At 51.4% G+C, this 12,549-nt stretch carries 17 protein-coding genes; 11 read left to right on the top strand and 6 right to left on the bottom strand.

The features are described from left to right. Both D6694_03560 and D6694_03565 read left to right on the top strand, forming a co-directional pair. On the top strand, positions 1-656 hold a 656-nt coding region (locus D6694_03560; protein RMH46383.1), incomplete at its 5' end, for a response regulator. Then, positions 653-1,615 carry a diguanylate cyclase gene (locus D6694_03565; protein RMH46384.1) on the top strand — a complete coding sequence of 321 codons (963 nt, stop codon included), beginning with the start codon at positions 653-655 and terminating at the stop codon, positions 1,613-1,615. The genes D6694_03560 and D6694_03565, both read left to right, overlap by 4 nt. Here the strand turns inward: D6694_03565 and D6694_03570 are convergent. Beyond that, positions 1,612-2,499: a hypothetical protein gene (locus D6694_03570; protein RMH46385.1), complete on the bottom strand. Its 888-nt coding sequence runs from the start codon at positions 2,497-2,499 to the stop codon at positions 1,612-1,614. The genes D6694_03565 and D6694_03570 overlap by 4 nt on opposite strands. Positions 2,500-2,640: 141 nt before the next feature. Between D6694_03570 and D6694_03575 the strand changes: the two genes are divergently transcribed. The 4 genes from D6694_03575 to D6694_03590 are packed head-to-tail and all read left to right on the top strand — an operon-like array spanning position 2,641 to position 4,867. Beyond that, on the top strand, positions 2,641-3,060 hold the full coding sequence (locus D6694_03575; protein ID RMH46386.1) for a rhodanese-like domain-containing protein: 420 nt from the start codon (positions 2,641-2,643) through the stop codon (positions 3,058-3,060). A gap of 8 nt (positions 3,061-3,068) precedes the next feature. Beyond that, positions 3,069-3,326 carry a glutaredoxin 3 gene (gene grxC / locus D6694_03580; GenBank protein RMH46387.1) on the top strand — a complete coding sequence of 86 codons (258 nt, stop codon included), beginning with the start codon at positions 3,069-3,071 and terminating at the stop codon, positions 3,324-3,326. 45 nt (positions 3,327-3,371) lie between these two features. Then, on the top strand, positions 3,372-3,866 hold the full coding sequence (gene secB / locus D6694_03585) for a protein-export chaperone SecB (protein RMH46388.1): 495 nt from the start codon (positions 3,372-3,374) through the stop codon (positions 3,864-3,866). Beyond that, the gene (locus tag D6694_03590) at positions 3,866-4,867 is read left to right on the top strand and encodes an NAD(P)-dependent glycerol-3-phosphate dehydrogenase (GenBank protein RMH46389.1); all 1,002 of its coding nucleotides are present in this window, start codon (positions 3,866-3,868) and stop codon (positions 4,865-4,867) included. Before secB ends, D6694_03590 begins: the two co-directional genes overlap by 1 nt. Here the strand turns inward: D6694_03590 and rarD are convergent. Together rarD and rsmD are read right to left on the bottom strand one after the other, a co-directional pair. Beyond that, positions 4,864-5,742 carry an EamA family transporter RarD gene (gene rarD, locus D6694_03595; GenBank protein ID RMH46390.1) on the bottom strand — a complete coding sequence of 293 codons (879 nt, stop codon included), beginning with the start codon at positions 5,740-5,742 and terminating at the stop codon, positions 4,864-4,866. The genes D6694_03590 and rarD overlap by 4 nt on opposite strands. Further along, positions 5,735-6,304 carry a 16S rRNA (guanine(966)-N(2))-methyltransferase RsmD gene (gene rsmD, locus D6694_03600; protein RMH46391.1) on the bottom strand — a complete coding sequence of 190 codons (570 nt, stop codon included), beginning with the start codon at positions 6,302-6,304 and terminating at the stop codon, positions 5,735-5,737. The genes rarD and rsmD overlap by 8 nt, the downstream gene beginning before the upstream one ends. A gap of 84 nt (positions 6,305-6,388) precedes the next feature. Between rsmD and ftsY the strand changes: the two genes are divergently transcribed. The 4 genes from ftsY to rpoH all read left to right on the top strand — a co-directional run bounded on the left by ftsY (position 6,389) and on the right by rpoH (position 10,069). Continuing rightward, on the top strand, positions 6,389-7,387 hold the full coding sequence (gene ftsY / locus D6694_03605; GenBank protein RMH46392.1) for a signal recognition particle-docking protein FtsY: 999 nt from the start codon (positions 6,389-6,391) through the stop codon (positions 7,385-7,387). Beyond that, positions 7,384-8,064: a cell division ATP-binding protein FtsE gene (gene ftsE, locus D6694_03610; GenBank protein RMH46393.1), complete on the top strand. Its 681-nt coding sequence runs from the start codon at positions 7,384-7,386 to the stop codon at positions 8,062-8,064. The genes ftsY and ftsE overlap by 4 nt, the downstream gene beginning before the upstream one ends. Further along, entirely contained in the window at positions 8,061-9,026 is a 966-nt protein-coding gene (locus D6694_03615; protein RMH46394.1) for an FtsX-like permease family protein, read from the top strand. Before ftsE ends, D6694_03615 begins: the two co-directional genes overlap by 4 nt. 119 nt (positions 9,027-9,145) lie before the next feature. After that, positions 9,146-10,069, top strand: coding sequence for an RNA polymerase sigma factor RpoH (rpoH, locus tag D6694_03620; GenBank protein ID RMH46397.1), 924 nt, complete (start codon positions 9,146-9,148; stop codon positions 10,067-10,069). Here the strand turns inward: rpoH and D6694_03625 are convergent. Both D6694_03625 and D6694_03630 read right to left on the bottom strand, forming a co-directional pair. Then, positions 10,055-10,741 (bottom strand): hypothetical protein, encoded by a 687-nt coding sequence (locus tag D6694_03625; GenBank protein RMH46395.1) that lies wholly within the window; start codon positions 10,739-10,741, stop codon positions 10,055-10,057. The two genes, rpoH and D6694_03625, sit on opposite strands and share 15 nt — an antisense overlap. 248 nt (positions 10,742-10,989) lie before the next feature. After that, positions 10,990-11,592: a hypothetical protein gene (locus D6694_03630; protein RMH46396.1), complete on the bottom strand. Its 603-nt coding sequence runs from the start codon at positions 11,590-11,592 to the stop codon at positions 10,990-10,992. A 110-nt stretch (positions 11,593-11,702) separates the two neighbouring features. Here D6694_03630 and D6694_03635 point away from each other — a divergent pair, with 110 nt between their 5' ends. Beyond that, a complete protein-coding gene (locus tag D6694_03635) occupies positions 11,703-12,086 on the top strand; it encodes a DUF302 domain-containing protein (GenBank protein ID RMH46398.1) in 384 nt (127 codons plus the stop codon). Position 12,087: 1 nt separating this feature from the next. On the opposite strand, the gene slmA is transcribed toward D6694_03635, so the two are convergent. After that, the coding region (slmA, locus tag D6694_03640) for a nucleoid occlusion factor SlmA (GenBank protein RMH46399.1) at positions 12,088-12,549 on the bottom strand (462 nt) is incomplete at its 5' end.

Raw genomic sequence — 12,549 nt, forward strand, 5'->3', positions numbered from 1 at the left:
CGGAAGCCAAAGTGGACAGCGGCCCCTCCGAGGTCGTCGAATCGCTCCCAGAAGTCAAGCGCGAACTAAGTCTTAATGAAATTCTGCAAGAGGTCGCCAACGTGGCGATGGGGCGCGCAGCGGACTTATTGGCCAGATTATTGAATGTTTTTGTGAAACTGCCGGTGCCTAAAGTGGTGGAAGTGGAATATGGCGATCTGCTCATGATGTTGGCAGATGCCAATCGAGAAGAAAATATTTCCGCCGTGTGCCAGGGTTTTATAGGGTATGGCATCGCGGGGGAGGCATTGCTTCTGTACACTGATTCTTCATTGGCGGACATGGCTAAGATAATGCGCTATACCGAGGAAGGGCCCGTTGACAATGAGGTCGAGCTTTTAATTGATACGGCAAATGTTTTGATTGGCGCTTGTCTGGCGGGCATCGCGCAGCAATTGGACATTCAATTTAGCCAAGGTCACCCTCGTTTATTAGGCAAGCACGTCCAGGTCACGGAACTATTGAAAAAAAAGCCTGACTGGCGAAAAACGCTTGCCATTGAAATTCATTATGAAATTGAAGGCCATAATGTGGCATGCGATTTGATTTTGCTGTTTACGGAAGACTCATTGCCTCAATTGCAAACAAGAGCCAGCTATTTGTCGGAGGCATCATGAACGCCAAAACAGAACAGTTACAAGAATTTCACTGGTTGATGGACTTGCTGCAAACCATCGATGTTGGCCTTGTAGTCATCGATAAGGCCTATCGTATCAAGGTGTGGAACGCCTTTATGGAAAACCACTCAGGCATGTTGCCGCGCGATGTTCGCGACAGGAATATATTTGAGGTGTTTCCAGACATTCCGAAAGCGTGGTTCCAGCATAAAATCGACACGGTGTTTCTCCTGAAAAACCGTGCTTTTACCAGTTGGGAACAGCGACAATGGGTGTTTCCCTTTCGTCATAATCAGCCGATCTCAGGTATGGCTGGCATGATGTATCAAAATTTAACCATTAACCCACTGGTGTCGTCGAGAGGCGAAGTGGAACATGTCAGCATCGTGGTGTATGACGTGACGGACATTGCGCTGCAAAAGCAAGAACTGCAACAGGCCAACGCCGAATTGAAACGACTTTCGCGTACCGACATGCTGACCCAGTTGCTCAACCGCGGTGCTTGGGAGTCGTTGCTGTCGGTCGAGTTTGAACGTTATCAACGTTATCGAAGCCCCGCCTCGCTTGTGATGTTCGACATTGACCACTTTAAGAAGGTCAATGACACCTACGGGCATCCTACGGGCGATGTGGTCATCCAGACTGTTGCCGAAAAATTGCGAGAAGTGGCGCGCGGTACGGACATTCTTGGCCGATACGGTGGTGAAGAATTTGGCGTGATATTGCCAAATACGACGGCGCAAGCGGCTAAGATATTTTGTGAACGTCTGCGTCGACTGATTGAAAAGACAACCATTACCCACGAAGGTCAAACGCTTCGAGTTACTATCAGTTTAGGCATTTGTGAAGCGCATGAGTCGTTTGAAGATTACCAAACATGGCTGGATTGTACGGACAAAGCGCTCTATCAATCGAAGGAAAACGGGCGAAACCAGACGACAATTTATCAGGCGCCCTAAATATATATCTGCGGCCGCCCATTCGGCTGCGTGTAAAACCTTTTGTATGACCACTGGTACTGCTCGGGCGACTTTAGGATGAGCGCCTCAAGGGAACGATTCATGTTTCGACAGAATACGTCTGTTGGCATGGTGTGGTCGCACGGGAAGGCGCCGTGGCAAAATTCCACATAAAAACGACCATGCCGTCGGTATGCCGCGGCGAATAGAACGGCACATTGCGTTTTCTGGCATAGACGCGCGGGTAAGGTCATGGTGAGTGCCGGTTGTCCGAAAAACGGCACAAAGATGCCAGCGCTGTCTTCGGGCTCTTGATCGGGTAGGACAAAAGTAACCTTCCCACTTTTTAAGGCGCGAATGGTATACCGGACACCGCTGGCGGTGGCCGGAAAAACCTCACCGCCGTTGCGTTGGCGAGCCGAGACGATAATGGGCTCAAGCGCCGACTGCCGGGGCGGTCGATACATTGCCGCGAGAGGGAATTGTCCGGCGATGGCCGGAAAGAGGATTTCCCAGTTGCCAAGATGCGGCGTCAGCACCAAAACACCACGGTTTTGTTCGAATGCCGACCGCAGAGCATCCAAACCATCGACCTGGGTGATCAGTGAGCGCAGTTTCTCTTTAGGCCATAACCAGGTCACCGCGAGGTCAGAAATCAGCTCACCAGTTTGGAGAAAAGCACGCCGCGCAAGGACTTTTCTTTGGTCAGCCGGCATTTTCGGAAAGCAATGCGTGATATTGGTCTCGGTAAAATGTCGGGCTTTTTTCGCAAAGTGCCAAGCGAGCCAGCCCAAAATTCGCCCTGCTGTCCTTGAAATGGGACGCGGTAATGCTGCAAAAACCCTCAAAACGCGCGTCACAGCTTTTTGTTTTGACACGGACAGGAATTCTCATTGCTGATTAGACAAGGAGTAGGTCATTGTAATCGTTTGCGGTCTTTTCACCAAACCTGTCTTAGAGACTGGCAGGATGAGTTTGAGAACGTATAATAGCGCTTCTTCATATGATTCGCGCGGAGTGGATAGATGGTCACTGACCTGCTGAATTTTGCCGCAGAACATTGGGTGCTCACCGCCGTCTGGTTGATTTCTGGCTTATTGCTGTTGCGCGCAATGACACAAGAAAGGATTCCCTCGATTAGTCCACAACAGTTGTCGCTTCTGGTGAATCGCCAAAATGCGCTCGTGGTGGACATTCGGGCGTTGGCCGAATACGAAAAGGGTCACATTGCCGGCGCCGTGCATGCCCCTATGTCAAAACTTCTTGAAACATTGGACAAAGAAGGGGTCGACAAAAGCCGGCCAATTGTCGTAGTCTGCAACGCAGGCATTCAGGCTGGCGCGGCCGCGCAGTTGCTGAAAAAGTCTGGTTATGAAAACGTTAGCAAGCTTGCTGGCGGCGTTCAGGGCTGGCTTGGTGAGAGTTTGCCACTGACCAAAGATTGAGGAATATCATGGCTGAAGTCGTGATTTACACAGCAACCTATTGTCGATTTTGTTGGCGGGCAAAAGCACTTTTAGAAGAAAAAAAAGTGTCTTTTGTTGAAATTGATGTCACCAACGACCCTGCCAAACGGCAAGAAATGGAAGCCCGGAGTGGGCGACGCACAGTGCCGCAAATTTTTATTGATGGCAAATCTATAGGTGGCTGTGATGATCTCTATGCACTGGATGCCAAAGGTCAATTGGATGCACTTCTGGCTTCTTCGTAAATCGGAAGTGTCAAGGTAATATCTATCAACAGAAGGTTAGCAGGTATGTCAGAAGCACAAAGCAATCAAGTCAACACAAACGTACAATTCGTGATCAAAAAACTTTACGTCAAGGATCTTTCTTTGGAAGTTCCAAATGCACCAGAGATCTTTGACGAGGAATACAAACCTGAAATCAAGATGGAAATGAACACGCGCTCGCGCTCGGTTGGCGAGGACGACTACGAGGTCGAGCTGACGATCAGTCTCACCGGTACGCAGAATGATAAAGCAGTGTTTGCCATCGAAGTACAACAAGCTGGGGTGTTCACCATCAAAGGTTTGGACTCCGAACTGAAAATGCGTCACGCGTTGGCTGCTTATTGCCCCAATATCTTGTTCCCATATGTGCGTGAAACCGTCTCAAGTCTTGTGACGCGTGGTGGCTTGCCGCCATTGTTGTTGGCACCGATCAACTTCGACCAGTTGTTTGCTGCGCAGCTGCAAAAAGAACAACAGCCAGCACAAGCAAACGGGCAGGCTGAATCTAGCGAGGCCTAATGGCACAAGATCGCATTGCCGTATTGGGTGCGGGTTCTTGGGGAACGGCGCTCGCGTTGTTATTGGCGCGAAATGGTGTTCCGACGAGGCTATGGGGCTGGAACGCTGAGGAAATGGCTGCCATGGCAGAAAAGCGCGAAAATACGCGCTATTTGCCTGGTGAGACGTTTCCAGCCATGTTATCGGTCGAAAGCGAACTGGAAGCGAGCGTCGATGGTGTTCGCGATATTTTGATCGTGGTGCCCAGTCATGGTTTTGTCGACCTATTGCAGCAGCTTAAACCCATGTTGGCGAACGATGCGCGCATCGCGTGGGCGAGCAAAGGTTTGGTGCCGGAGACAGGGTCGCTTTTGAGTGAAGCTGTCAAGGAAGTCCTCGGTCCCCGGCCCATGGCCGTGCTTTCGGGCCCGACCTTTGCCAAGGAGCTGGCGCGGGGTGTGCCATCAGCTGCGGCATTGGCTGCCAATGACGAAGCATTTTCGGCGGCATTGGTGCGTCGTTTTCATAATACCCGTTTCAGAATCTACTGTACCGATGACTTGGTGGGCGTCCAGCTGGGCGGTGTGGTGAAGAACATTATTGCCGTGGGCGCGGGGATGTCAGATGGCCTTGGTTTTGGCGCCAACACTCGGGCCGCCTTGCTCACTCGCGGATTGGCCGAGCTGGTGCGCTTGGGCAGAGCCATGGGCGCGAAAGTGGAAACACTGTACGGGCTAGCCGGGCTTGGCGATCTGCTTTTAACCGCGACAGATGACCAGTCTAGAAACCGGCGATTCGGCTTGGCGTTAGGACAAGGTAAAACCATTCAGGAGGCGATTGACGCGATTGGACAGGTGGTCGAAGCCGTTCGTAATGCCAAGGTAGTGTTCCATTTGGCGCAGCGACTTTCAGTGGATATGCCAATTGCTGAAGTCATTTATCAGGTGTTGTATTGTCAACTCTCGCCTGCGAAGGCGGCGGAGCTTTTGCTGACAAGAGATCTCAAGCCAGAGGGTATTTAGGTGGTCGGCCGCTTTTTGATTTCCACCATGGCAATGGCGGCCAAGCCAAGCCAAACACAAGCGAAGGTGAGCCCTCGTCCCGGGGGCAACGCCTCATTCCAGACGAAATAGCCAAGGCAACCCATTAGGGTTGGTCCAATGTATTGCAGTAATCCGACTGTCGAATAGTTCAGCCGCTTGGCTGCGGCAATAAACCAAATTAGAGGCAACGTGGTCACGAGGCCTGCCAGCACCAACAAAATGTCCATGGACGCACGTCCAGACAAAAATGCGCTGTCGCCTGTGGCCAGCAAATAAGTTAGGTAGACCATTGCCAGCGGCAACATAAACAGGGTTTCGATAAAAAGTCCAAGGGCGCCACCAATGTTGGCGCGTTTTCGAATTAATCCATAGCAGCCAAACGTGCCCGCCAGAGAGAGGGCGATCCATGGAAGTTGTCCAAAACGAACGATTTCGAGTAACACGGCAAAACAGGCCAGTCCCACAGCCACCTGCTTTACCCGAGACAGGCGCTCCTTCAAAATAAAATAGCCGAGCGCGACATTGACCAAGGGATTGATGAAATAGCCCAGGCTGGCTTCTAAGACATGGGCGGAGGTCACTGCGTAGACATATATCAGCCAGTTCGCAGTCAAGAGGACGGAGGCAAGCAACAGGGTTGGCCAATGCGATTTTATCGCTTCAAAAACCACTTTGAGTTCGTTACGTTTGACAAGTAGAAATCCCAAACCTAACGAGATGGCTGACCAGATGACGCGATGGGCAATAATTTCAAGCGGGGGGACAGCCTCAAGGGCGTGAAAATAAATTGGGCTTAAACCCCACCAGGCAAACGCCAGTATGCCAAACAGAATGCCTTGCTTGGTTTCATGCATGAGCGACAAACCTTAACAATCGGGCGGTAATGCCCCCCATGGCTTTTTCTTTCACAAGTGAAAACCGGTTGTCCCAAAATGGCGCTTCGGCACGTTGCTCTGTTTCAACATAAACCAATGCACCGGGTTTTAGCATTCCGGAGAGCATCAGTTTATTGAGGGCTTTGGCGTGCAGATTGGCCTGAAAGGGTGGATCGATGAACACGAGATCAAAGTTGGTGTCTGACATTTTGGCAAGCCATTGCAAAGCGTCCGCGTGAACAATACGAATATTATCTGCGCCTAGAATGTCCACCCATTTTCGTAGATGCCCGACCACGCGACGAGCTCGCTCTATCATGGTCACTGTCGCAGCCCCTCGCGAAGCTGCTTCAAACCCAAGCGCGCCGCTGCCAGCGAATAGATCAAGGCACGCGCGGTCGGCGATATCGTCGGATAGCCAATTGAACAAGGTCTCCCGAACCCGATCGGTGGTGGGGCGTAGACCAGGCTCGTTGGGCACTGGCAGACGGCGACCACGCCATTTGCCGGCAATAATTCGTATTTGACCGTGACGACTCATGCTGGAAATCAGAGGCTGTGCTATGGCGATGGCGCCCAAAATGATAGCATAGTTGGGAGAAGGCAGATTAAACCATATTTTGTCATGAGCAAAGAATCTAACGAAACGAAAAAATCGTTTTGGCAGCGTTTTCGTAAAAAATCTGAACGTGACGGTGAGCAGGACGGCGTCTTGACGCGCCTTCGTCGGGGACTTAAAAAAACCAGAAGCGGTTTTTTGGGTGGCATTGCCAATATTTTTGGTACAGGCCGTGCGTTGGATGAGGAATTGATAGAAGCCTTGGAAACCAGGCTTTTGATGGCGGACGTCGGCATCGAGGCGACCGACCAAATCATCGCCGAATTACAAGCGCGTTGCGGCAAAGGTGATGAAGTGCTTGATGTTCTGAAGGACATTTTGCGCACGATGTTGGCAGATGTCGATCAGCCGCTTGTGATTTCAACGGAACGAAAGCCCTTTGTCATCCTTGTTGTCGGGGTCAATGGCGTCGGCAAGACCACCACCATTGGTAAGTTGGCGCATCGTTATCGGCAGGAAGGCTATTCCGTCATGCTGGCGGCGGGTGATACGTTCCGCGCCGCCGCTGTCGAGCAACTACAGACATGGGGGCAGCGTCATGATGTGCCCGTGATCGCGCAGCACACGGGGGCAGATTCGGCATCGGTGATTTACGACGCGCTGGCGTCTGCCCGCGCAAAAGGCATTGATGTTTTGATAGCTGATACGGCTGGCCGACTGCACAACAAAGATCACCTCATGGAAGAACTGGCCAAAATCGTTCGGGTGATAAAAAAGCTTGACCCCGAGGCGCCACATGAAACTTTGTTGGTACTGGATGCGGGCACTGGTCAGAATGCGTTAAGTCAAGCACGTGCCTTCTCAGAGGCAGTTCCGTTGACCGGCTTGGCATTAACAAAATTGGATGGCACCGCGAAAGGCGGGATACTGTTTGCCTTGGCGCATCAATTCGGAATCCCGATACGCTTTATCGGTGTTGGTGAGCAGGCATCTGATTTAAGGCCGTTTGATGCACATTTGTTTGTGGAAGCACTGTTTGACGATAGTGAAGATAACCATTCATGATACGATTCAACCACGTCAGCAAACGTTATGAGAGTGGCCATGAAGCGCTGATCGACGTGAGTTTTGAATTGGCGAAAGGTGAAATGGCATTCTTGACCGGCCATTCGGGGGCTGGCAAAAGCACACTGCTCAAACTCATCACGTTGATGGAGCGCCCGACCCGGGGTGAGGTTTACTTTGATGGGCGGAATGTCACGCAGCTTTCACGCAGGAAAGTCCCTTACCATCGGCGTCAGATGGGCATTATCTTTCAGGATCACCGGCTGTTATTTGATCGCACCGTATTTGACAATGTCGCATTACCGTTGGAGATGCTCGGCTATGGCCCAAGAGAAATTGGCCGCCGTGTTCGTGCGGCATTGGACAAAGTCGGGCTGCTGCATAAAGAAAAATTGATGCCCATCATGCTGTCCGGAGGTGAACAACAACGTGTTGGCATTGCTCGTGCGGTAGTGCATAAGCCAAGGTTATTGCTTGCCGATGAGCCAACCGGTAACCTCGATCCCGATTTGTCGGCGGACATTATGCGTTTGTTCGAGCAATTCAATCAAGTCGGGGTAACTGTGCTGATCGCCAGCCACGATTTGGCCCTGATAGCCAAACTTCGTCACCGGATGCTGGTCTTACGGCAGGGACAGCTTGTGCAGGATGCCGAAGCTTCAGAGGTGATGGCATGAGTCAAAAATCTGGAGCAAAGCGACAGCGCGTGCACTGGCGACATCGGTTGGCTTTGTGGCTGCGCCATCATCGAAACGAAAATAGGCGTGCCTGGCGCGAGTTAAAAAATAATAAGGCAGGTAGCCTCATGACTATTCTCGTATTGGCCGTGGCACTTTCGCTACCGGCTGGATTGCAAGTCTTGATCGATAACAGTGCACGATTGACAGGTGATTTGCATGACCGAGTTCGCATCTCAATTTTCTTAAAAGCGGGGGCTTCAGCCGAACAAGTACAACGCCTTGCCAATGTACTGCGCCAGACGTATCGACCCGAGGCCCTTCGTCTAGTCTCGCCCGAGGAGGGTTTGGCTATCTTGGAGCGTCGCGCTGGCCTCGGCAATGCGTTGCAATACTTAGATGAGAACCCTCTGCCCTGGGTCATTGAGATGACGCCGGATGTTGCGCATCAAGAGGCAAATACGGCAGCACAATTGCAGGCGGATGTGTCAAAGTTGCCTTTGGTTGACGTGGTCAAAATTGATCTCGCGTGGCTGAGACGGCTGGCCGCACTTTTGAATGTGGGTGAGCGCATACTGACAGCGCTGGCGCTGATTTTTGCAATGACAGTCATTCTGGTGGTGGGAAATACCATTCGGTTGGCGGTGGAAAATCATCGCGCTGAAATTGAGATTGTGAAATTGGTCGGTGCGACCGATGCGTTTATTCGGCGCCCATTTTTGTATTTGGGGGCGTGGTATGGTGCGCTTGGCGGTGTGGTTGCTTGGCTGGTGGTGCAAGCCAATACCTGGTATCTCGGCGATGCGGTCAGCGTTCTGGCACGCCAATATGGAATGGCTTTTGATGTTGCTGGCCTTTCGCCCATTCAGGCCACGTTGCTTGTGGCCTTTGGCACTTTCTTGGGTTGGCTCGGGGCGTGGCTGTCGGTGTCCAGAAGAATTCGCACCATTGAGCCAGCGTGATGGAGGCTATTGAAATCTGCCAACCTGTCCCCATCAAGCAACACTCGTATTGGGAACCAACGTTAACCGGCCCGGTCAAATATTGCCGATTGGCCAAGTAAAGGGGCATGGTATCTGCTATGATTAATGACTCTGCAACTTCTCTTAAGTTGAGTCAGGACGACGTGGCCGACGAGATCGACGATAAGAAACTCCCTGTTCCCGCCAATCAGCTGCCTGCGCCGCAAAGCAGCTTGGAAGCGTATTTGCAGGCAATCAATAAAATTCCCATCTTGTCGGAAGAAGAAGAAAAGGCGCTGGCCCGCCGTTATCGTGATGAAAACGATCTTGAGGCTGCGCGTCAATTGGTCTTATCGCATCTTAGGTTTGTGGCGCATATTGCCCGGAGTTATACAGGCTACGGGTTGCCATTGGCTGACTTGATCCAAGAGGGCAATATCGGCCTGATGAAGGCCGTCAAGCGCTATGATCCTGATTATGGCGTGCGTCTTGTGTCTTTTGCGGTTCATTGGATTAAGGCAGAGATTCACGAATTTGTGTTGCGCAATTGGCGCATTGTGAAAGTGGCGACCACTAAAGCCCAACGGAAACTCTTTTTCAATTTGCGATCGGCGAAAAAAAGGCTGGGTTGGCTAAATAATGAGGAAATCGAGAAAGTTGCCAAAGACCTTGGCGTATCGCCAGAAGAAGTTAGGCAAATGGAGGAGCGTCTTGCCGCCTTTGATCCCTCGTTCGATGCGCCTCTCAATGATGATGACGACGACGGAAGCGCCCCTATCTATTATCTTGAGGATCACAGCGCCCGGGATCCGGCCGAACAAATTTCAGAAGAAGACTTGTTCAATCGTCAAACCGAAATTCTTGAGCAGGCCTTGGCAAAGTTGGATGAGCGTAGCCGTGATATTCTGCAAAGCCGGTGGTTGTCCGATAAGAAAGCGACGTTGCATGAATTGGCGGAAAAATATGGGGTGTCGGCAGAACGTATCCGTCAAATTGAAACCAGCGCCATGAAAAAATTGCGCGCTGCGCTAGAGGCCTGTTGAAGGTATCTGGCCGAGATCTATCAGGTCAGAATGGATATTGGTCGGGGCAATGCCGAAATTCACAAGCGCCGTTCGCACAGCGTGCACCATCGGTGGCCCGCCAGCCAGTAGAAACCGTGTCATTTTAGGGGGTTGGTGTGCTAATGCCACTTGGTGCGGTTGGCCGATTTCACCGACCCACTGCGCCGATGGTTGCTCCACGACAGGGACGTATTCTGCTCCCACCTTATCGGCTAAGTCAGAGAGCATGTCATGCGCAAATAGCTCCTGATCATGTCGTACACCCCAAAAGATCCGGCACGGGCGCGCGTCTTTGCTCGCCAGCAGGGACAACACAGGTGCAATACCGGTGCCACCAGCAATGATCCACAAATCCCCAGAAGAAAATCTTGGCCATGTGCATGCTCCCATTGGCGGGGAAACACCGAGGATGCCATTGTCTTGCGCGGCACGAATCAACTGGTCGGCGAGACTGCCAGCCCCGGCAACGCGGACAAAAAACGAAATCTCTGGCAAGGTTTCTGGGGAGGAGGCAATCGAAAGCGGGCAATGCATCCCGTCGTCAGTTGAGACGAGGCAATATTGCCCGGCCAGAAAGGACCAATCGGAGTTTTGCGGTAAGCGCACAACAAGGTGATAAATGTGGTGGTCAAGTGGTGCGCAGCGAACCACGTTTGTGCGAATACACGACTCTGACAAAGGTAACCCTCGTGACAAGACCAACCTCGGCAAATGTTTATTATAAAAGAGCCAAGCAGAATTAACAGAACTATTGGGCAGATGGCAGGGTAGATTGCCTTCAGACTGGTGTCAGTCGCAAGGCCAACAACAACTCACGCACAAAAGATCGCGAAAATAGTCAATGGAGCGGCCGGATGAGGCCACGGCAAAAGGCCTCAGGTCTCATCCGGGTCTGTGACTTATTTGGGCATTTCCTTATCTGGTTTGGGGAGATGTTTGACCTCAACTTCCACATCGACCAGTTGATGATCGAGATAGTAATAGGTTATGGTCACCACAATCACTTCATTGGGTGTGAAGTAGGTGTTGGAAAGGGTCACTGCCCCGTTTCCGCCGGGGGGTGGCGGAGGCGGCTCCGTTCTGTTCCAATCTCCTTGCACTTGTGTGGCGGTCACCGGTACATCGAGTCGGAATGACTTGACGACCTGACCATTTCGACTCACCACCAAATATTGATTCTCATTGGTATGAAAAAGTCGGGCCGTGAGCCTTGATGTGGACGGTGACTGAACAACTTGCTGGAAAACCGCTGGCGGCAAATGGCCTGCGGGCAATGGTTTCAGGCGTTGTGCCATCAAGGCCGTGGGGCCTATCGCGATGGCCGCAATCAGCGGCGTAAGCCAAAACTTTTGTAACATCCTTGAATTCCTTCTTTCTTGACTCGTTAGAAAATTTTTAGCATGTCCTTCTTTCACCATGCAGTGTTGAGCATAGCAAAAAAAAGAGGTCGTCAAATCAGTGCTTGACTGTGAAATCAAACAAGCGTCTTGAATGATGGCCATTTGGCCACGGCTAGAAAATGTCACGGGCCTATAGTGATTGCTTCACGTTGTCGATTGCGCTAAGGTATATAAATATTCGAAGACACTAATATAAAGGGGTGGCAATGTCGGTGTACAAGATCTTTGAATCTCAAAAAAGTTTTGACGAAGCGGTGACGGCGCTTGAGCAGGCTGTTGTCGACAATGGCTTTTCGGTGCTGCATGTGCACAACCTCACTGAAAAATTGAATAGCAAGGGGCTTGATTTCTCGCCACAAGTGCGCGTCTTTGAGGTCTGTAATCCAGCACAGGCCTACAAAGTCTTGTCAACGGATATTAAAGTCAATATGGCGCTGCCATGCCGTATTTCTGTTTGGGAAGAGAACGGTGCGGTCAAAATTGGTTATGTACGTCCGGAGCCTACATTGCATATGATCTCTGAGGAGACTTCTTTGGTGCCTGTAGCGCAGGAAGTGGAGTCGGTATTGGATAAAATTGTTGAGGCGGCGCGCTAGGCTACGCCTCAACAATTTTTGACAACAGCGGCCATTGGCTGGGCCAGTATTCAAGCGGTGAGAGTTGGAAATCTGATCGAACAAACTGCCGGATTCGCCCTTCGACAAAAGCCAACAGCAAGTTGGCTTTTTCTGTGGCCAAAGGTTCGCTATGACCTTCGGCCAGGATGGCTTCACGCAACACTTGTTTGAGCTGGACATTGATGCGCTCAAACAGCTGTTGTACTTGTGTTCGCAACCTAGGTTGTTCGCCCAGTAGGGCTTCGCCGGCGAGTATTCGGCATATTCCTGGATTGCGAGCCGCGAAAGTGAGCATTAACAACAATATCTTTTGGAGGCGCCCGTGCATCGTGTGATCATCTTCCAGAACGCGGTTGATCCGAGAGAACAAGGTTTCTTCAACAAAACCTAGTAGCCCTTCAAACATTCTGGCCTTGCTTGGAAAATGGCGATAGAGCGCGGC

Source organism: Gammaproteobacteria bacterium, assembly GCA_003696665.1.
GTDB lineage: Bacteria > Pseudomonadota > Gammaproteobacteria > Enterobacterales.